Here is a 20,605-nt window from a genome sequence, read left to right as displayed (position 1 = left end):
CATCCATCGCAGTCTCATCGCGATGGGTGGGACGTAAACCCTCACTCCGTCCGCAGAGCCTCGATCGGATCGACATTCGCCGCACGCCGCGCCGGCAGCAACGCCGACACCACCGCAACCATTGCAACCAAAATAGTTACAGATATGAAAGTCATCGGATCGCTCGCCGAAACGCCGAACAACTGGCTCTTCAAAAGCCGCGCCAGCCCCAGCGCCATAGGGATCGCAACGGCGATACTGATCCCCGCCAGCTTCAGCACATCGCTCAACACCATGCCTGAGATCGCCGCCCTGCTCGACCCCAGCGCGATGCGCACGCCAATCTCCCGCGTCCTCTGCTCCGTCACGTAAGCCAGCACGCCATACAGTCCGATTCCCGCCAGCAGCGTAGCCAGCAGCCCAAAGCTGATCGCCAGCAACTCCGTCAGCCTGTCATTGGCCAGGTTGATGTCGATCTGCTCGTCGAGCGTTCGCACGTCATCGATCGCCAGCACCGGATCCACCTGCTGCATCGTCCGGCGAATCGAGCTTATCTCGCTGGCTGCGGGCAACTCACTTCGCAGATAGAAGTAGATCTGAGTCGGGAACCGCTTCACGCCAGCCTGCGCGAGAGTCTGAAACACCGTCGGCTCCACGGCATCGCGGATGCTGCTCTGCTTGAAGTTCGGAACGACACCCACGATCTCCGTGTCGTACACCGGCTTGTTTGAGCCGCCGTCCATGACCCGCTTGCCCACCGCATTGCGGACCGATCCGAAGTAGCGAATGGCAAGCGCCTCGTTGATGATCGTCACCTGCGGATGCGTGGCATCGTCCTGTGCGGTGAACGTGCGCCCAGCCAGCAAAGGAACCTGCATCGCCCTCAGAAAGCCCGGGTTCACATAGACCTTCTCGACGTCGACGATCTCATCCGGCGCGGGGGTATAGCCTTCAATCGAGATGTTGCCGCCGTGGCTTGAGCCGCTCAGTTCCGGAGTCGTCGTCGCCGCCACGGAGTCCACGCCCGGCAACGCCGCCATCGTGCGTTCAATCTCCTCGGCTAAAGCCGGTGTTCTCTCGACCGTGTATCCGGCAAGCTGCGGCGCAATCGAGAAGCCCACCAGGTGCGTCGCGTTGAAGCCCACATCCACCGACCGCAGCTTCTGCATCGTTCGCACAAACAACCCCGAAGCCACCAGCAGCAGCACGCTCAACCCGATCTGGGCGCACACAATCACGCGCCGCAGACTCAGCATCCCTCCCGATGCGCTCGAGTTCGATCCACGCAACGTCACTGCAAGATCCGGCCTGCGCAGCTGCAGCGCTGGTGCAAGCGAAAAGATAAGGCTCACCAGAAGCGCAGCAGCAAAGTTGAACGCCAGCACCCGCGCATCCAGCTCCGCCGAGAACGCCGTCGCGTTATCCGGCCCGGCAAGCTGATGCACCAGCGCGTGCAGCGCGACCGGGGCCAACAGCAGCCCCACGCATCCGCCAAACACTCCAATCAGGAGCCCTTCCAACAGCAGCTGCCCAAGGATGCGTCCCTGGCCCGCGCCCAGCGCCGACCGCAGAGAAAACTCCCTGACCCTGCCCGCAGAGCGCACCAGCAACAGGCTTCCTACGTTCACCGAAGCGATCACAAGCACCAACAGCGCCATCGCCATCACCACCAGCAGCGGCGTCTTCAAGCCGCCACGCTGATAGCTGAACCCCTGCGCTCCGGGCAGCAGCAGCAGACGGCTGTTGTCCAGAAACTCCCGCACAAATCGCGGCGACCGCTTTCCCATCGCCTTCAGCTCCTCCGCGCGCAGCGCATGCCAAAGCGGTGCCAAAGAAGTCTGCGCGCTCTCCGCCGTCACTCCAGGAGCAAGCCGCCCGAGAATATTCATCCACCTATCGCGATGACTCGTCAGCCGGACACCCTTCCCTGGGCTCGCCTGGTCAAGCATGGACATCGGCACAAACAGAGATGGCATCTCGCCCCAAACCGCCGAATGAAATCCCGGCGCAGCGATCCCGATCACCTGGAACGGATGGCCATTCAGCGAGACCGCCTGCCCCAGCAGAGACGGATCGCCGCCCATGTGCTCCTGCCAGAAGCTGTACGACAGCACAGCTACCGGGTTCGCTCCCGGAGCCGTATCGTCCGAGGCCGTCAGCAGCCGGCCCTTGTAGGCACGCGCTCCCAGCAGCGTGAAGTAGTTCCCCGAGACCACCTCGCCGCTCTGGATTTGTGATGCATTGCGATACGTAATGTCGAACTCCGCAGGCGAGGTCGCAATCATCCCCGTCATCACTTTGGGGCTTGCCTTGCTTAACAGGTCGCGATACATCGGATAGCTGAAGTAGGCTTCGGCATCCCCACCATGGGTGCTCGTGCCACCCTCCCAAGCCTTGCCCGTCCCTTCGAGCACTACGAGCTGCTCCGGATGGTCTACCGGCAACGCCCGCAGCAGGGCCTGATCCAGCAGCGAGAAGATCGCCGTGTTCGCCCCGATGCCCAGCGCCAGCGTCATCACCGCGACCGCCGCAAACCCCGGGCTGCGCCGCAACTGCCGCAGCGCATACGTCAAATCCTGTCGCAGATTCTGCATGATCATCTCTTATCCTCTCCCTACTCACCTGGTGCTCGGGTGCCCCATCCATCGCGTTCTTGGCGATGGGTGGGACGTAAAATCTCACTCGTTTCTCAAAGCTTCCATCGGGTCGATACTCGCCGCCCGCACCGCCGGAATCAGGCTCGCCAGCAGCGCCATCGCCAGCAGCACCAAGCTCGATCCCCCCAGGCTTACCGCGTCATACGGCTTCACCCCGAAGAGCATTGCCTGGACCAACCGCGCCAGCAACAGCGTCGTCGCCAAGCCCAGCAGAACGCCCGCGCCCGCGATCCACGAGGCCTCGCGCAATACCATTCCGCCAATCTGCCCGCGCCAAGCGCCAAGCGCCAGTCGGATGCCGATCTCATTCGTTCGCTGCGAGACCGTATACGCCATAATCCCGTAAACGCCCACGCAGGCCAGCACCAGCGCGAGCAGGCCAAACCCCGCCGTCAGCGTCGCAAACATCCGCTCCTGCTGCATAGTCTCGTCGATCTGCTCCTGCTGGGTGCGAATGTTCCGCATCGGAAGGTTCGCGTCCACCTGCTGGACAGCATGACGCAGCGCCGGCAAGAGCACCGCCGCAGGAAGCTCCGAGCGCACCATATACGTGGCGTCCGCCATCTCCTTAGCCTGTCGGTACGGCGTGAAGAAGGTTCGTGGCGTCTCTTCTTTCAGGCTCTGATAGTGGCTGTTCGCGCAGACGCCGACGATCTCGATCCACTCCGCCGCGTCCTTCGGATCGTAGCTGGTCCGGAAGCGTCTCCCAATCGGATTCACACCTGGAAAGAACCGCTGCGCCAGCGCCTGATTCACCACCGCCACATGCGGTGAGGTCTCCGTATCATGATCGTTCAGCCCGCGCCCGGCAAGGATCGGAATCGACATCGTCGAGAAGAAACTCCCACCCACGCGCGCGAACGAGGCATAGTCGCCCTGCGTCTCCTTCGTTGGCACCGGAGCTCCCTCGACATAGAAGCTCCCGCTCGACTGCCATCCCGCCACCAGAGGCATCGAACTCGCCGTCACTCCCTGCACACCCGGAACCGCGGCCAGCGCCGCTTCGATCCTGTATAGCCCAGCAATGTCCTTCGGTGCAGGATACTCCGCCGCCGGAAGCGACACGCTGAACAACATCAGCCCCTTCGCACGAAATCCTGGATCGACCGCCTCCAGCTTCGTGATCGTTCTCACAAACAGCGCCGAGGTCATCACCAACAGCGTCGACAGCATCACCTGAAACGCCACGAGCGCCTTGCCGCCGCGCGACTTCCGCGAGCGCGTCGCCGACCTGCTGCCCTCTTTCAGCGTCGTATTCAGCTCGACCCGCGTAGCTCGCCACGCCGGGGCCAACCCGAAGACGACACCCGCTGTCAGCGTGATGGCCGCCGTAAACCCGAAGACCCGCCAGTCGAACGGAACGTTGAACTCGCCGCCCTCCCATCCGCTCTTCATTAGGGCCGGAATCAGGTTGCGGCTTGTATATCCCAACGACAGCCCGCACACACCGGCGATAGCCGCCAGCAACAGGCTCTCCGTCAGCAATTGCCGCAGGATGCGCGCCCGCCCCGCTCCTAGCGCCATCCGCACACCCATCTCGCGCTGCCGCACTGTCGCCCGCGCCAGCATCAGGTTGGCGATGTTCGCGCAGGCGAGCAGCAGCACCAGACCGGCAAGCCCCATCAGGATGTAGGTCGGCTTCGCCAGCTCCGCGATGCCGAAGTCGTCGCCCCGGCTGCCGTCCTGCACTACGACCCGCGGCATCGTCTCATCTTTCTCCAGCGTCGTCGTTGCGCGCACCGCGGCGTTCAGAGCGACGCTCAACGCGGCCTCGGCCTGCGTCTTCGAGACCTCCGGCCTCACCCTCCCCATTACCTGTAGCCACCAGAGCGACGGTCCGGCCAGGTCCATATCGCCTCGGCCCGGGTTGAGCACCGCTGCTAGCGAGAGCGGGATATACAGCTCCGGCACCGCGGGCGAACCGGCCTGTGCACCGATATACTCCGGCGGGTTTACGCCCACGATCGTCAACGGAGTCGCACCCACACGAATCACCTTGCCGATCACATCCCGGGCGCCTCCAAACGCACTGTGCCAGAAGCGATCGCTGATGACCACGACAGAACCCGATCCCGGAGCGCCGTCGTCACCCGGTAGAATTCCGCGTCCCAACTCCGGGCGAATCTGCATCACGGTATAAAAATTGCCCGAAACCGCCTCTGCCGAGGCCGTCCGCGCGACCCCATCCAGCGTCACACTCTCGCTGCCCCGATCGTTGAACGCGACCAGATCCCCAAGCACTGTATTCCGCTTGCGCAACTCCTGGTATACCGGGTACGAGAACGCATCGAGGTGCGAATCGTGCGCGCCAATCGAGCCGTTCCCGCTGAACGAATGCACCAGCATGTGCTCATCACCCCTCAGCGAGAGCAACCGCAGCTCGCCCGCATGCGGCAGCCCCAGCCGCATGTACAGCATCCGGTTCACATACGAGAAGATCGTGGTGTTCACCCCGATGGCCAGAGCCAGCGACGCCACCACCACGCACGCAAACCCCTGGTTCTTCCGCAACTGCCGCACCGCATAACGAACGTCCTGCACCAGATTGCCAACCATCTTCATCGCCCGCTCTCCTACTCCCTGCTCCCTCGCCTACTCGTTCCGCAGCGCTTCCATCGGGTCGATGCTCGCCGCATTCCTCGCCGGCACCACGCTTGCCAGGATCCCGATCACCACCAGCCCTAACGTCAACGTTCCCAGCAGCAGAGCATCATGCGCAGCATTCAACTCCACCACCGAAGCGATCACGCTGCGCAGCGCCAGAGTCAGCGCCCATCCAACCGCAACCCCGACAGACATCAGCATGGCGACCCGCGAAAGAATATTGCGCACCACGCGCCCTCGCGACGACCCCAACGCCATCCGCACGCCGATCTCCCTTGTCCGTACCTCCACCTCGTGATGCACCATGCCGTAGATGCCTACCAGCGAGAGCACCAGCGCCAGCGCCGCGAAGATGCCGAAGAGCCAGCTCTCCAGCCGCTCAAACGTCAGCGTCTCCGCAATCACCTCGTGCATCGTCTGTGGCTCACGGAACGGTACCGACGCATCGACCGAGTGCATCGCCTCGCGCAGCGGCCCGGCAATCGTCTCCGGGGCAACCGAAGTCCGCATCACCAACTGCATATCGGACAAGGTCTCCACCACATACTCCGGCGGCACCTGTGCCGCCAGGATGTCCATCTCCGCCAGCGCCGGCTGGCCCAGGTCCTGGCGCAGGTCGCTGGTTACGCCAACAATCTTGACCTTCATCGGCCCCCAGTTGATCTGCCGCCCCAAAGCCTCTTCGCCCGGCGCAAAAAACTTGCGCACGAACGCCTCGTTCACATTCGCTGCCAGCTCACCGCCCTGGCGGTCGAGCGATTGATCGAGCCACCGTCCCTTCACCAGCTTCGCTCCAATCGCGTCCAGCGCTCCCGGAGTCACGATCCGGTTCTCCGCCAACAGCTCCTGGTGCGGCGGCGGCGGCGGATGGCCCACGATCGTCACATCACTGTTATTGCCCCAACTCATAATGGGCAGGATGTTGATTGCCCCAGCGGCGCTCACTCCCGGTATCGCCCGCACCTTCTCAATCAGCGGCGTATAAAAGCCCGTCAACATGTCACGCCCGCTTGTCCCCGTCTGGTAATTGGCGGCGGTGACGAAGACCTCCTCCGAAAGCAGCTTGGAAGGATCGAACCCCAACTCCGTATTCCGCATCGCCTGCAGGTTCCGCAGCAGCAGCCCTGAGCACACCAGCAGCCCCAGCGCGACCGCCACCTGCACCGCAATCATGCCGCTGCGCAGCCGGTTCTGCCCTCTGCTCGTCCCCGCGCTCCCGCCCGAACGCAGAGCCATACTTGGAGAGATCCGCGATGACCGCAGCGCCGGGAGCACACCCGCTGCAATCCCCGTCACCAGCGCAATCGCCACCGTCGCCGCCAGCACCTGCAGGTTCAACTCCACATCCGCACCGCGCGCCAGCGAAGCGATCAGCAACTGCCGCATCGCCTGCAGCAGCCCCGCCGCCATCACCACACCCACTGCCGCCCCTGCCACCGAGAGCAACGCCGACTCCGTCAGCAGTTGCCGTGCCAGCCGTCCGCGCCCCGCGCCCACAGCTGCCCGCAGCCCGAACTCCTTCTGCCGCCTTACGCCGCGAGCCAGCAGCAGCCCGGCCACATTCACGCACCCAATCAGAAGTACGCCCAGCACCGCCAGCGTCAACACCCGCAGCGGTGCCTCCGTCTTACCCAGGGTCGCCTCGGCCAGCGTCCGCATCTTTACTGTCTTGCCGCTCTCGTCCGGATACTGCCGCCCCAGGTCGTTGAAGACCCGCGACATATCCGCCTGCGCTTGATCCAGACTCACGCCCGGCTTCAGCCTTCCAATCGTCGGCAGAAAGTGTCCGCCCCGATTCGTAAGCTGCGACGCCGTCAGATGCATCGGCCGGTAGATCGCATGGGTCGTTCCCAGCGGATAGCGGAACCCCGCAGGCATCACGCCCACGATCGTGTTCACCACGCCGTTCACGCGCAGCGTATGTCCCACGACGTCGCGGCTCTCGCCAAACCGTTCCTTCCACATCTCGTAGCTCAGCACCACGACATCGTTGCGTCCAGCCTCCTGCTCGCCCACAACAAACGTCCCCCCCAACAACGGCTTCACCTGGAAGACATCGAAGAAGTTATCTGTGACATCGACCGCATGGACCGGGTCCGCAGCACCGTCGCTCTCGAGATTCGCCGAGTCCACCTGGAACCCCGCCAGCGCGCTGAGCGTCTGGTTATCTTTCCTCCAATCCAGATACTGCGGCCACGACGCTGGCTGCGTGTAGCCATCGATCATCGTCCGCAGCGACACGATCCCATCCGGGTCGTGATACGGCAGCGGCCGCACAATCGTCGCATCGAGCACGCTGAACACTGACGTCGATACCCCAATGGCCAGTCCCAACGTAAGAATCGCCGTGAGCGCGAACATCGGCGCGCGCTGCAACTGCCGCACTGCATAGCGAACGTCCTGCATCAGGTTGCGAAGTATCGTCATCATCGTGCTCTCCATAGCTCCTAAAAACGCTGTCATCCTGAGCGAAGATTCGTGCAGCTTCATCGCACGAACCAAAGTCGAAGGACCTGCTTCTCCGCGGTAGCACTCCCGTCGTTCTTCAACCCCGCCACAAAACCCCGGGTGCCCCATCCATGCGGCTTCATCGCATGGGTGGGAACGTAAACCGTCACTCGTTTCTCAAAGCCACCATCGGATCAATCCCGGCAGCCCGGCTAGCCGGAATAATCCCAGCAACGCACGCCGATACCACCAGCGCTACGATCGCAAACGCGATCACCGCGGCATCAGTCCCCTCCACCTGGTAGAGCTGCGACTTCATAAACCGCACGCAAGCCAGCGCCACCGGGACTCCGATCACCAGTCCCAACGCCGCCTGCACTAACGCCTGCCGCAGCACCATCGCCACGACGCTGCCGCGATTCGCTCCCAACGCCATCCGTATCCCGATCTCCGATGTCCTCCGAGCCACCATGTACGCCGTCACACCATAGAGCCCAATCGCCGCCAGTAGAAGCGCCAGCCCGCTGAACAGCAGCGTCAGCCGCGCAATCAGCCGCTCCTGCGAGAATTGCCCCGCAATCTGCTCCTCAAACGTCGAATAGTACGTGACCGGCAGATTCGCATTGATGCTCGCCAGCACCTGTCGCGCCTGCGACTCCAGCCCCGGGATCGGCCCATGCGTATGCAGCATGATCGTTCCCGTATGCAGCGACCGCACCTCGCCATCTTCCTTCTGGCTCGCCGCAATCTGCATCAGCGGACGGAAGTATCGCGGCTCGGCATCTTCGCGAGGATTGGCCCACTTCGCGTCCTTCACCAAGCCCACAATCGTGTAGTCGGTGGTGCTCTTCATCCCGTTCGTCCCAAACCGCACGCCGATCGGGTTCTCGCCGTTCTTGAGAAACTTCTTCACCCACGCCTGGTTCACGATCGCCACTCCTGGAGCTGCCGCCGTATCTCTGTCCGTAAAGTTGCGGCCGGCAATCACGTCTTCGCCCAGCAGCGGCAACATCTCCGGATTGATCCGCAGCCAGCGCGATCCGATGTCCTGATCGGCGTTCGGCTCCGGTTTTCCGTTCAGCCACACACCTTCGCCCCAGCTATCGCCCTCAAGCGGCGAGTAGCCGCCGAGGCCCACCTGCTCCACGCCCGGTATCGCGTGGAACCGCAGCGTGATCTCATCGAACAGCCCCTGCAACTGCTCTGGCTTGTATCCCGCGCTCTCCGGGTCCATGTGGATCACCACGCGGTTCTCGGTCTTGAAGCCGAAGTCCTGATGCTCCAGCTTGCCCAGGCTCTTCGAGAGCAGTCCCGCACCCACCAGCAGCACCAGCGAGAGCGACGCCTGCAGCACCACCAGCCCCCGCTGCAGCAGAGAAGCATTTCCCCGCGCCGCGCCCATGCCCTTGCCCGTTCCCCGCAGAGCCTCCGCAGGCTGCGCCCGCGCCGTGATCCACGCCGGTGCAAGCCCGAAGACCACTCCCGTCACCATCGCCAGCGCAAAGGCAAATCCAAACACAGGTAGCGACGGCGTCGCAGTGATCGGCAGCGTCGGCGAGTTCGGAAACGCCAGCGACAGCAGCAGCTTCGTTCCGCCATACGCCACGAGCAGCCCCGCCACTCCGCCAATCAGCGAGAGCACCACGCTCTCCGTCAGCATCTGCCGCAGTATCCGCGAGCGCTGCGCTCCCAGCGCCATGCGCAGGCTGGTCTCCGTCGCCCGCGCCATCGCCCGCACCAGCACCAGGTTCGCCAGATTCGCGCAAGCGATCAGCAGCACCAGCGCGGAGATCGACAGCAGCAGATACAGCCCGCTGCGGTACTCATCCTGCATGTTCGCGATGCCCGCACCGCCCGGAGTCAGCTTCAGATGCGTCGCATCCAGATGCTTCTTCACGTCTGCTCGCTTGTAGACCTCGACGTTGTCCGCCAGCCACTGCCGCAGCGCCGCGGAGAGCTTGTCCTGCAACGGCATAAGCTGCGTCCCCGGCTTCACCCGGCCCAGCACATACACCCAGTTAGCGCCTTTGCTATGTAGCAGCGCTGCCGATCCATTCATCATTGGCTCGTTGGAGAACGGCAGGTAGAAGTTCGCCGGCGCGCTGATCATCCGTTCGCCATAAAATCCAGGCGGAGCGATCCCCACGATCACCGCCGGATACGTCTTGAAGTAGAACGTGCTGCCGATGATGCCCTTATCCGCGCCGTAGTCCCTCTGCCACGATTGGTAGCTGATCACCGCCACCATCGGAGCTCCCGGCATATCGTCGGCAGGCGTCAACAGACGCCCGGCATACGGCTGCAGCCCGAACGTCTGAAAGTAGTTGCCCGAGACAAAACTCGCAGGCGATCCCTTGGCAAGCGATCCCGGCTTGTTGTTCAGCACCGTCATCTGCCACGGATAGCTTTGCATCGCGGCAAGGTTCTCGAACTCCGGCGCGCTCGCCTGCAGATGCTTGTACAACTCCCACGAGAACAGGGAGTAGTTATCGTCATTCGGCAGGCCGCCATCCACGCAGCAATCGTCCTTGTCACCCAGCCGCACCAGCGTCGACGGATCGGCTACTGGCAGGTTCCGCAGCAGCACCGCGTGCACCAGCGTGAAGATCGCCGTGTTCGCGCCGATGCCCAGCGCCAGCGTCAACACCGCCGTAATCGCAAACCCCGGAGCCTTGCGCAACTGCCGCATCGCGTAGCTGACATCCTGCCAGATCGAATTCATATCGCTCTCCTCTTACCGCCGCAACTCAAGTCAACTAAGCCCAACCCAACCCTTGTGATCCTTCGACGAAGTCGGAGGATCTGCTTCTACCCCACCCGCCACAAACTCCGTCATCCTGAGCGAAGTTTGGTGCGCTTTTCGCACCAAACGTAGTCGAAGGACCCCGGCACCGCCAACATCACCACGACCGCCTAAGCCTTTCAGCCCCAAACCCTAATCACTCACTCCGCAAAACCGACATCGGATCGACCTTCGCTGCACTCCGCGCCGGTAGAAACATCGCCAGCAGCGCGACCACAAGCACTGCAACCGAAGCCAGCCCATACACGACCGGATCAAACTTCGGCAGCCTGCCAATCACACTCGCGAGCACGCGCATCAGCCCCAGCGAGAGGCCGATACCCAGCACCACCCCAGCCGTTGCAAACACCATCGCCTTCCTCAGCACCATCCCAAACAGCTGCGGCCTGTCCGCTCCCAGAGCCACCCGCAGCCCAAACTCAAACCTCCGCTGCGCCACCGAGTACGCCGTCACCCCGTACATCCCCACCGCCGCGAGCAGAACGCTCACACCCGCGAAGCTCCCAAACAGAAGGCTCTCGAACCTCTCTCCCTGCTGGCTTCCGCCGAGGGCCTCCTGCATCGTGCTTACCTTGATCGCCAGCTCCGGGTGCACGGCCATGAGCTTTTCCTGCAACGTGCGCCCCATAGCAGCGGGATCGAGCGCGGTCCGAACCACCAGCTGCATGTCGGTTGCGATCGACGGGTGCTGGGCGACCGGAACATAAATCGTCGGCGTCGGCGGGACACCCGGCGCACGGGCGCGAATCCCGCCAACTACGCCCACGATCGTCCACCACTCGCCTTCCGAGTCATACCCGCACATGATCTGTTGTCCGATTGGGTCCTGCCCGTGAAAGACCGCCTGCGCCAGCGTGCTATCGATCAGCAACACCTTCGGCGACTCGATTCGGTCGTTCGCGTTCAGCCATCGTCCGCGCAGCAGCGGCACCCCCAGCGTCGCGAAGGTAGATGGCGTTACCGGGCTCAGATTCGCTACCGGCAGATTCTCCACGCCCGGCGCGAACACCTGCCGCCCCTTGATCGCATAGCTCACATTTCCCACGCCACGCATCGGCGCTCCGTCCATCGCCGAGGCGGAGGTCACGCCCGGCGTACCGGAAATCAACCGCAGCACATCGTCTAGCCGGTTCATCCGCTCATGCGTCACCGCAAGCCGCCTCTCCTGGAACTCCGCAAGCGCAGCCGGCGACTTGTCCTTCGCGGCCTCTGGCAAAGAGGGGGAACCCACCACATGCATGTCCAGCGTCACCAGCGATTGGGCATTGAACCCAAGGTCCTGCTTCGAATCCACAATGAGCTTCTGCGCCAGCAGAATCGCGGCCACCGAAAGGGTCAGCGTCAGCGCGACCTCGGCAACGATCAGGCCGTCGCGCAACCGCAGCGACCCGTGCGTCTCCGTACCTCGCGCAGCATCTGCCCGCATCGCCGTCGATGGATCGATATGCCATGACCGCCATACAGGCAACAACGCCGTAATGGCCATCACCGCGAACGATATCAGGAAGGAGAAAACGAACACGTCCGCATTCAAATGGATCTCTTCCAGTCGCGGCATAGACGTCGGTGCCAGACTCACCAGAAGTTTCAAAGCAGGGGCAGCCACCAGAACCGCAGCCAAAGATCCCGCAAGCGACAGGATCGCCGCCTCCAGCAAGGCACGTCCGGCCAACGTCGAACGGCTCGCTCCCAACGCGGTTCGAATGGTTACGGATCGAAGCTCCCGCGTAGCCCGCACCAACTGCAGGTGCGTAATGTTCGCGCAGATGATCACCAGGATCACCCCCACAGCTCCCATCAGCAGCCTCAACCTCGATCGCATCCACCCCACCATTTGCTCCTGCAACGGGACCGACTCGAGCGCCTTATGCGCATCCTCCACGTAGGCCTTCTGCAAGTGCGCCGAGAAGGTAGCGAACTCCGCCGCAAGCTGTTCCGGCGATACATCCGCTCTCCGTTTGCCAACCCCCTCCTGGTTGTACGCGGTCCGGTTCAGGTTCTCCGGCACCTGCTTCTGCTCGATCCAGACGCGCGTCTTGTCGGGAAAAGAAAACGCCCCCGGCAGAACTCCAACGATGGTGTAGATCTGAGTGCCATAAGAAGCCGACTTCCCCAGCGCGGCCTGCGAAGATCCGAAGTACTCCTGTGCAAATCCTTCACTGACCAGGATGTCTCGTCCGTCCTTCTCTTCGGGATTGAAAAGCCTACCCGCCACCGGCTGAACGCCCATCACCTCCGCGAAGCGCGGACTTACCACTGCCATCTGGAGATAAACACTCTTGCCATTGAGCGACAGGCCATCAGCCCAGCTCTGATAGAAGGCCGTCGACTCTAGCCCATGCACCTGCTTTGAAATGTCGACATAATCACCACCACCCAGACCACCATACGATCTGTTCTCACTGACAAACCGCGTCCGCAACGCCACGATCCGGTCCGCATCGTGATAACCCAGCGGCCTTAGCAACACGCAATCGACCACCGCGAAGATCGCCGCGTTAAGGCCAATCCCAATCCCCAGCGTCGCAATCACAGTCAAAGCAAACGCCGGCGACTTACGAAGACTTCGAAGTGCTTGACGAACTGTTGCGATCATTGGATTCCTATCTGTGCGAAACGCACTTTACGGCCCGGCACTGCACGTTCCCGGTACTGCTTCTTCCGGTATTGCTTGTCATTCCCGAAGGGAATCTGCTTTTTCTTCGGGTGCCCACATCTCGATTTTGAGATGTGAAACTCCCGCCACCTCCATAAAGGCGGGGAGATGTATCTCTGTGCCCGATTCATCGCGCTCTTGTTTCACGCGATGAGTGGGACGAAAAACTTCGAATCTCTACGCCGTAGCTCTCGACACCGTCGAAGCGTTGTGCTCCGGATCGGACAGCAACTGCTGCAGTTCGCCCTCGGCCACCACCTTGCCGTCGAACAGATGCACCTGCCGCTGCGCATGAGCCGCGAACCGCGGATCGTGCGTCACCATGCAGATCGTCGCGCCCTCAGCGTGCAAATCGGCCAACAAGTGCATGACGGCCTCGCCGTTCTTCGAGTCCAGATTTCCCGTCGGCTCGTCCGCCAGCAGGATCGAAGGTGTCCCCGCCAGCGCTCTTGCAACAGCGACACGCTGCTGCTGACCGCCCGAAAGCTGCGCCGGATAGTGTCGCATCCGGTGCGCCATGTTCACCCGCTCCAGAGCATTCTGCACGCGATCTTTACGCTCCGAAGCCGGCATACCGGCGCGGTACGTCAACGGCAGCTCGACGTTCTCATACACGGTCAGATCGCCGATCAAATTGAAGCTCTGGAAGATGAACCCGATCTCCTGGTTGCGGATCCGCGACCGGTCGCCGAACTTGAGATTCGCCACTTCCTTCGAGTTCAGCGTGTAGCGTCCATCGCTGGGCGTGTCCAGCAGCCCGATGATCGACAGCAGCGTCGACTTCCCGCAGCCCGACGGCCCCGACATCGCCACGTACTCGCCGCGCGCGATATTCAGATGAACGCCCGAGAGCGCGTGCGTCTCAATCTCGTCCGTGTAAAAGACCTTCGTCATCTTCTCAATCTCGATCAGATTCTCCGCCATCGTGTCCTCTCCCTATCCTCAAATTCGATCTACCGCTGCCTGATCTGCTACTAAACTCGTCAGCCTCAACGAAGCGTCGGAGCCTAAAACTCCGTCACCGACGTCGTCGCGTTGAACAAAATATTCGCCATCACTCCAGCGGCTTCATCCAGAAACTCCGCAAAGAATGCAGCCTCCTCGAACACGACATCCGTCACCGATGCGACCTCGTCGACCATGAAATCCAACATGGAGACGGCTTCCTCAAATACAACATCCGTAACCTTCAACATCTCAACCGTCGAAATCAGGAACATCGCAAGATCCGTCATGCCGAACGAAGGAAAGGCTCCCTGCATGTGTCCTCCACCCATCTCTCTACTCCCAAGTCCGCCCTGTCATCCTTCGCGGTCACAAATCCCCGGGTGCCCCATTCATGCGGCTTCATCGCATGAGTGGGACGTAAGACTTCACTCAATCCGCAACCGGTCATTCGCATCCCATCTCGACATATCCGACAACACCACCGTGTCCCCCGGCTGCAGCCCCTCCAGCACCTGGATGCTGTTCACCGATGCCCGTCCAACCTTCACCGGCACCTTCACCGCCGTCGTTCCATCAGGCGACAACCGGAACAGACTGATCGTGCTGTTCTCATTGCCGAGAGCCGGGCGGCCCACATAGACCACGTCCGCCATCCGGTCCAGGTCAATCGTTCCATCTACAGAGAGATCGGGGCGCGCGCCCTGCGGCAGCGCTCCAATGAGCTCTACGTCAACCGTGACCGTTCCGTTCTGTACTGCCGGATCAATTCTTTGCACCTTGCCGGGAATCACCCCGTTGTGCGTGTCGATCTCAGCCGGCTGGCCGATCTGGATGTCCCGAGCCTGCGTCTCGGCAATCTTCAGCGATGCCTTCAACTGGTCCGGCTGCACCACCTTCGCCAGCGTAATCCCCGGAGCGACATGCTCTCCCACCTGGTGCGGCAGGTCAACCAACACGCCGTCGATCCCCGCCTTTACGCTCAACGCGTCAAGTTGCTTCTGCTTCAACGCAAGGATCGCCCTCGCCTGCTCCACCTTGGTCTGCGATACCGCCATCTGTGTCGAGATCGACGCCTGGTTCAGCTTCAACCTCTGCCTTTCGAGATCGTCGCGCTCCTTCAGCTCGTCGCTCTTGCCCTTCGAAGCGCTGTAGGTCAGCCCGCTGATCACGCCAAGGTCATAGAGAGATTTATCCGTCTGTGCCTGCAGCGCCGCCTGCTGCTGGTCCGCGCCCACCGTCGCCGCCCCCGCTCGCTGCGTCATCAGGTCGCTGTTCACCTTCGCACGCGTGTTTTCAAGGTCCGCCAGAGCCGCCTTCAACTGCAACTGCGCGTCCAGCAACTGCTGCGTCAGCGTCGGATCGACGAGGTCCATCAACACCGTATCCGGCGTCACCTTAGCTCCCGGCAGAACCCGGATGCGCACCACCGTCGCCTCCGTCTCTGCCGGAATCAGCCGAATCCTGTCCTCGCGCGGAACCAGCGTCCCCGGCCCGCGCACCTGCCGCACCAGCGGCCCGCGCTTCACCGTATCCGTCCAGATCGCGCTCCGCTCGACGGAAGGAACCGCGGGCTTCAGTCGAACTACGAAAAACGCAACCGCCGCCACCGCGACCAGCGCCACTGCGGCAAACGTCCACGAACGACGCTGCCTACGAACCTTCAAGTCTGGCCTAGAGATATCCATCGCCAGCGATAGAAGCACTTGGCGCTCCGTCTTTGGAGCCCTTAGGATCAAGCAAACAAAAGACTTAGAATAATCTCCGGGCCCCTCCCTGTCCGCTTTCGGGAATCAGTGTCCGGAATCGGACAGTTCGCGGAAGAGTAGCTGGCGTCCAGACCCCAGACGCAACAAACCCCGCGATTCGAAGTGCAATCGCAGGGTTCCAGAGTCTCGGTAGTTCGTGGAGAGGCAGAAGCGAATGTCTCTGCCTGGTGTGTTTCGAATCAGATCAGGTCGCTTAACTGCAGAGACGGGCCTTCTCGCGGAAGAAACGCAGACGGTCCATCCACACTGCGGCGTTTACCGTGTCGCGGTGGCGGAGAGAGTAGTCTACGAGCGATCCAGAGGCCTTCGCGGCTGCTTCGAAGAAGCGCGCCCGCCAGGTGGGGGCACTCACAATCCGTTGAAAGGGTGCATCAAAGTACGTGCGCATTGATATAGCTCCATGTTTGTATCGTCTGAACCGTTTACTGCCTTTTGCTGTGTCAAATCCAACTGGGCCCTCGCCTCAAAGGGGCGACATCTATAACAACTCTTCAACGTTCAGGGTCTGTCAGGCTCAACATTCCACAAAGCGCAAGATCTCCACCAGCAGGGCCGCTGCTTTCGTGCCCAACGGGTTTTGCATCGCAGTCTGTTTCAGAGATACCGATAAACCAAGGCTTGTGAAACTAAATGGACCATGTCAGGCAACTAAATGTTTGGAACATGAATCGTGGGAACGCCCTTATAATCGCATCAATCTTCGGAATTGAAGCCGCTTGTTTTCTTCAGATTACTTTTATCCTGAAGGTAACCATCCGAAGTTCGAAACGAATTGTTACCTCGATACCTCCCAGCCCGCACATCTCTCCTTCATTTCCACAAACCCGAAAATCCCTTTGCAGCTTCTTGCATTGCATACAGTGATCGCTTGTGATGATTTCGTCAATAGGCGACACGATATCTCGCAAAATGGCGCGGAATTTCGTCTTCAATCGGAACCGGAAACGCCCTCTCCTGATGTGATACGTTCAGCGAGAGAGGTTGGATGATGTCTCGAAGCGAAAGTTACCACTGCGATGTCTGCGGCAAGCTCAAAATGGAGACCGACCTGTGGTGGATGGCCTGGGTTGACTGTTTTAACGGCGGAAACCCCGGTGAGGATCAGCCACTGCTCAAACTGACCCGCTGGCATAAGGCCCAGGCGCACGAGGACGACGTCAAGCACCTGTGCGGCGCTCGCTGCTCCGAGACGTATATGGACCGGTGGATTACGAGCCAGCGCGAACACCCCGAAGCTCACTGCGAGACATAAAGACCCGCCCGCGCAGGGCGCTCTTATTGTGGTGGCTTCTTGTCTTCGGGCTTCTTCTCGTCAGGTGCCTGCTCGACCTGCTTGCCGTTGAAGAGGATCGTGCTGGTGCTGCGGAACTGGCTGTAGTTTGTGTACTTTACCGTCGACCGCATATGAACGTCCTGGCTCAGAGCGCCCTGCTGCGCGGCGAAGTGCAGGTTGCCTTCAGCCTTCGTGTATGTCGGGAACCAGTATTTTCCGTCGATCTGTTCGTAGTAGGTAGTGAACGGGGGCTGCAGGTCTTCGTGACCGCGGCGCGTGTCCTGCGGTACGGTCGTGCCGTTGACCAGGACGATCTGGAAGTCCTGGGTGTCGACCCAGACCTTGCCTTTGAAGTAGTGCTTGCCCTTCTCGAGCGTCTTCGGGCCGGCGTCGAAGACGTATGTGTCGAGATCGTCGACGTGCTGTTTCCCCAGATAGGTGACGTCATATTGGGGAAGATCTTCCGTGGTTAGGATGAAGGGTAGACGGTGCTCGATCTCGTCTAAGTCGTTTGGTGTCATCATCACGCGCTGGAGCGTGTTCTGGGGAGCAAAGACGACGTGCTCTTCGCGGCGACCGTCTTTCGCGAAGGAGATGTCGGTGACCTGCTGGTACTCGCCGTCAACTTTATTGGTGTCCTCGGAGATGGTGTCGATCTTTACGGACTGGCGAAAGGTGTAGTTCTCTCGGGCGCGTTTGAACTCGCTCTCCCGTGCGCCGAACTTTTCGATGATCTGCTGGGCCGTCATTCCAACTGGCGGCGAGGGGTCGAGCGGGCCGAAGCCCTCGACCGAATCCTGCGCAAATGCAGTCATTGCAACACCAAACAGCAGAATCGCCCCAAGCCAACGCATCTTGAACCCCACTTCTTCGCACATCTGACGTTAAGAATAGACGGCCAGACCTGTGAAATGTTCCCCGGAGACGCTTAGCGGAGTAAATGCGCGGATTCTCCCGCAAAAATAAAGAGTTTCGGGCGAATGTTCCACGTGGAAAATTGCTAGAGTGCAGCAGACTTGAGATGTTCCACGTGGAACATTCGGTTTTTACCGGTTTTCTTAGGCATGGACATGCCAGACATTTGAGGCGCTACAAGCGAAACGCGGGGATTCTTCGGCTAAGCCTCAGAATGACGGCCAGGTAGGTTATGGCACCACGAGTATGGACGTGTCGTTTAGACTTGCGCGATGAGATTCATCGCTCTTCTCCTTCTTGCGGCGGCCAGCACCTCCGTCTTTGCCCAGGCACCGATCGAACGCCGTACCCCCAAACATCCCATGACGTTTGAAGACATGATGCGGATGAAGCGCGTGAGCGATCCGCAGATCTCGCCGTCGGGCAAGTGGGTGATCTTTTCTGTTGTGGATGTGGATCTTGCGCGGAATAGCAAGACCAGCCACCTGTGGGTGGTTCCCGCCGACGGCAGCGCGAAGGAGGTTCAGCTGACCAACGGCGCGGGGGAATCGGAGGCAAGGTTTTCGCCCGACGCGACGCGCGTCGTCTTCGTTGCGAAGGGCCAGCTTTATCTTTCGGCGTGGGATGAGAAGAAGGGCAGGTTGATTCCCGCGGTCGAGCTGACGCATATCGTGACCGAGGCGGATGCGCCGGTCTGGAGCCCGGACGGGAAGTCGATGGCGTTTACCAGCGACGTGTATCCGGAGTGCTCGAAGGGAGTGCTCTTCGACGAGAGCTGCAACCAGAAGGCGGAGACCGAGTCCAGCCGCGCGCCGACCAAGGCGCTGGTGTTCGATTCGCTGCTCTACCGGCACTGGGACCACTTCCAGGGGGCCAAGCGCTCGCACATCCTGATGCTGCATGTGAGCCGCGCCGGATACATCTTCGACCTGACGCCGGTGGAGGACTGGGGTAAGGATGTGATCGCTCCGACATTCTCTCTGGGCGGGCCTGTCGGATATGCGTGGGCACCTGATTCGAAGGAACTCGCCTTCGTGCTCAACCCGGACAAAGTGCCCGCGGCGAGCACGAACAACGAGATTTACACGATTGACGTGACGCAGCATGATGCGACTGGTACGGAGCCCCAGAGCGACAGCTCCAAAGGGTGGTCGCCGAAGAAGATCTCGACCTCGCCGGGGAGCGACGATGGGCCAGCGTATTCGCCTGATGGGAAGTTTCTAGCATTCAGGTCGCAGGCGCGGGCGGGGTATGAGTCAGATCGGTTCCGGTTGATGCTTTATGACCGCGAGGCAAAGACGACGAAGGAGCTCTTTCCCAAGTTCGACGGCTGGATTGACGAGTTCGTCTGGACGAAAGAGAACCAGTTCTACCTGACCAGCGCGAAAGAGGGTGAAGAGCCGATCTTTGTCACCGGGTATGCCAATGCTCCCGACGATTACAAGAACACGCTGGAGCTTGGGCCTGGAGAGTACGGAGACATTCGCCTCTCAAATTTAGGAACCGAGCTTGTCGCAACACGAATGACGGCAGATTCCCCGGCCCAGCTGGTCAAGAAGTCCGTTGGGCATTGCGACTCGCGCGAAATTGCGTGTGTCGGGATTACGGGAGACCACGCATTCCCAGACGTGAATGCCACGCTGTTGTCGCAGCTTGATCTCCCGAAGATGGAGTCTTTCTGGTTCCCCGGCGCGGGAGGCACTAAGGTTCAAGGCTTCATCATCCGTCCGCCCAACTTCGATCCGGCAAAGAAGTACCCGTTGAAATTCCTGATCCACGGCGGGCCGCAGGGGGCGTGGGGCGATGCGTGGAGCTATCGCTGGAACGCGGAGTTGATGGCTGCCTCCGGGTATGTAGTGGTGATGATCAATCCGCGCGGGTCGACTGGCTATGGGCAGGCGTTTATCGATGGCGTGAACGGCGACTGGGGCGGCAAGCCTTATGTCGATCTGATGAAGGGGCTTGACTACGCAGAGGCGAAGTATCCGTTCATCGACAAGACGCGGGAGTGCGCTCTGGGTGCGAGCTATGGCGGGTACATGGCAGACTGGATTCTGACGCATACGAACCGCTTCGCCTGCATCGTGACGCATGACGGCATGTTCAACCCGCAGAGCGCGTATGGGTCGACCGAGGAGATGTGGTTCAACGAGTGGGAGTTCCGGCGGCCGGGTTCGAGCGAGCCGGGGCAGCCTTGGAAGTACGCTTCGGGGCCGATTGCCGAGGACCCTTTTAGGAAGTGGTCGCCGATGCTGAGCGTGCAGAATGCGAAGACGCCTACGCTGGTGATCCATTCGCAGAAGGACTATCGGCTGGATGTGTCGGAGGGTTTCCAACTGTTTACGGCGCTGCAGCGGTTGGGTGTGCCGAGCAAGATGCTCTACTTCCCGGATGAGGGGCACTGGATTCTTAAGCCGCAGAACTCGAAGCTTTGGTACGAGACGGTGGGGGACTGGTGCGATCAGTGGACGCACTCGGGCAAGTATGCGGAGACGAAGCAATGATCTGTCCTGCCGGACGGGCGCCCTACGCGGGCGGCGGTCACTTCGTGACTTG

At 61.2% G+C, this 20,605-nt stretch carries 12 protein-coding genes; 2 read left to right on the top strand and 10 right to left on the bottom strand.

Annotation, left to right across the window (positions count from 1 at the left end; all coding sequences use genetic code 11):
- Positions 1-41: 41 nt before the first annotated feature.
- The 9 genes from OHL18_RS06145 to OHL18_RS06105 all read right to left on the bottom strand — a co-directional run bounded on the left by OHL18_RS06145 (position 42) and on the right by OHL18_RS06105 (position 16,249).
- Complete coding sequence (locus OHL18_RS06145) at positions 42-2,573, bottom strand: ABC transporter permease (protein WP_263373940.1); 2,532 nt, start codon at positions 2,571-2,573, stop codon at positions 42-44.
- 84 nt (positions 2,574-2,657) lie between these two features.
- Complete coding sequence (locus tag OHL18_RS06140; RefSeq protein ID WP_263373939.1) at positions 2,658-5,198, bottom strand: ABC transporter permease; 2,541 nt, start codon at positions 5,196-5,198, stop codon at positions 2,658-2,660.
- Between the two features lie 30 nt (positions 5,199-5,228).
- Entirely contained in the window at positions 5,229-7,670 is a 2,442-nt protein-coding gene (locus tag OHL18_RS06135; RefSeq protein ID WP_263373938.1) for an ABC transporter permease, read from the bottom strand.
- A gap of 184 nt (positions 7,671-7,854) precedes the next feature.
- Complete coding sequence (locus tag OHL18_RS06130) at positions 7,855-10,410, bottom strand: ABC transporter permease (protein ID WP_263373937.1); 2,556 nt, start codon at positions 10,408-10,410, stop codon at positions 7,855-7,857.
- Positions 10,411-10,627: 217 nt separating this feature from the next.
- The gene (locus tag OHL18_RS06125; protein WP_263373936.1) at positions 10,628-13,087 is read right to left on the bottom strand and encodes an ABC transporter permease; all 2,460 of its coding nucleotides are present in this window, start codon (positions 13,085-13,087) and stop codon (positions 10,628-10,630) included.
- 237 nt (positions 13,088-13,324) lie between these two features.
- The gene (locus OHL18_RS06120; protein WP_263373935.1) at positions 13,325-14,071 is read right to left on the bottom strand and encodes an ABC transporter ATP-binding protein; all 747 of its coding nucleotides are present in this window, start codon (positions 14,069-14,071) and stop codon (positions 13,325-13,327) included.
- An 83-nt stretch (positions 14,072-14,154) separates the two neighbouring features.
- Positions 14,155-14,424 carry a hypothetical protein gene (locus OHL18_RS06115; RefSeq protein WP_263373934.1) on the bottom strand — a complete coding sequence of 90 codons (270 nt, stop codon included), beginning with the start codon at positions 14,422-14,424 and terminating at the stop codon, positions 14,155-14,157.
- 96 nt (positions 14,425-14,520) lie between these two features.
- Positions 14,521-15,780, bottom strand: coding sequence for an efflux RND transporter periplasmic adaptor subunit (locus tag OHL18_RS06110; RefSeq protein ID WP_263374601.1), 1,260 nt, complete (start codon positions 15,778-15,780; stop codon positions 14,521-14,523).
- A 274-nt stretch (positions 15,781-16,054) separates the two neighbouring features.
- Positions 16,055-16,249, bottom strand: coding sequence for a hypothetical protein (locus OHL18_RS06105; protein WP_184215194.1), 195 nt, complete (start codon positions 16,247-16,249; stop codon positions 16,055-16,057).
- Positions 16,250-16,846: 597 nt separating this feature from the next.
- Here OHL18_RS06105 and OHL18_RS06100 point away from each other — a divergent pair.
- Entirely contained in the window at positions 16,847-17,113 is a 267-nt protein-coding gene (locus OHL18_RS06100; RefSeq protein WP_263373933.1) for a hypothetical protein, read from the top strand.
- 23 nt (positions 17,114-17,136) lie between these two features.
- Here the strand turns inward: OHL18_RS06100 and OHL18_RS06095 are convergent, their stop codons facing one another.
- The gene (locus OHL18_RS06095) at positions 17,137-17,988 is read right to left on the bottom strand and encodes an outer membrane lipoprotein-sorting protein (RefSeq protein ID WP_263373932.1); all 852 of its coding nucleotides are present in this window, start codon (positions 17,986-17,988) and stop codon (positions 17,137-17,139) included.
- Between the two features lie 333 nt (positions 17,989-18,321).
- Here OHL18_RS06095 and OHL18_RS06090 point away from each other — a divergent pair, with 333 nt between their 5' ends.
- A complete protein-coding gene (locus tag OHL18_RS06090; RefSeq protein ID WP_263373931.1) occupies positions 18,322-20,553 on the top strand; it encodes a dipeptidyl-peptidase 5 in 2,232 nt (743 codons plus the stop codon).
- Positions 20,554-20,605 lie beyond the last annotated feature (52 nt).

The sequence above is a fragment of the Granulicella aggregans genome, assembly GCF_025685565.1.
GTDB lineage: Bacteria > Acidobacteriota > Terriglobia > Terriglobales > Acidobacteriaceae > Edaphobacter > Edaphobacter aggregans_B.
Note: the sequence above shows the minus strand (reverse complement) of the source record. Positions and strands in the feature narration are given on the sequence as shown.

Bases quoted from the DNA above. Each gene is read 5' to 3' on its own strand.
- OHL18_RS06145 (WP_263373940.1), bottom strand. From the start codon at position 2,573: ATGCAGAATCTGCGACAGGATTTGACGTATGCGCTGCGGCAGTTGCGG.
- OHL18_RS06140 (WP_263373939.1), bottom strand. From the start codon at position 5,198: ATGAAGATGGTTGGCAATCTGGTGCAGGACGTTCGTTATGCGGTGCGG.
- OHL18_RS06135 (WP_263373938.1), bottom strand. From the start codon at position 7,670: ATGATGACGATACTTCGCAACCTGATGCAGGACGTTCGCTATGCAGTG.
- OHL18_RS06130 (WP_263373937.1), bottom strand. From the start codon at position 10,410: ATGAATTCGATCTGGCAGGATGTCAGCTACGCGATGCGGCAGTTGCGC.
- OHL18_RS06125 (WP_263373936.1), bottom strand. From the start codon at position 13,087: ATGATCGCAACAGTTCGTCAAGCACTTCGAAGTCTTCGTAAGTCGCCG.
- OHL18_RS06120 (WP_263373935.1), bottom strand. From the start codon at position 14,071: ATGGCGGAGAATCTGATCGAGATTGAGAAGATGACGAAGGTCTTTTAC.
- OHL18_RS06115 (WP_263373934.1), bottom strand. From the start codon at position 14,424: ATGGGTGGAGGACACATGCAGGGAGCCTTTCCTTCGTTCGGCATGACG.
- OHL18_RS06110 (WP_263374601.1), bottom strand. From the start codon at position 15,780: ATGGATATCTCTAGGCCAGACTTGAAGGTTCGTAGGCAGCGTCGTTCG.
- OHL18_RS06105 (WP_184215194.1), bottom strand. From the start codon at position 16,249: ATGCGCACGTACTTTGATGCACCCTTTCAACGGATTGTGAGTGCCCCC.
- OHL18_RS06100 (WP_263373933.1), top strand. From the start codon at position 16,847: ATGATGTCTCGAAGCGAAAGTTACCACTGCGATGTCTGCGGCAAGCTC.
- OHL18_RS06095 (WP_263373932.1), bottom strand. From the start codon at position 17,988: ATGCGTTGGCTTGGGGCGATTCTGCTGTTTGGTGTTGCAATGACTGCA.
- OHL18_RS06090 (WP_263373931.1), top strand. From the start codon at position 18,322: ATGAGATTCATCGCTCTTCTCCTTCTTGCGGCGGCCAGCACCTCCGTC.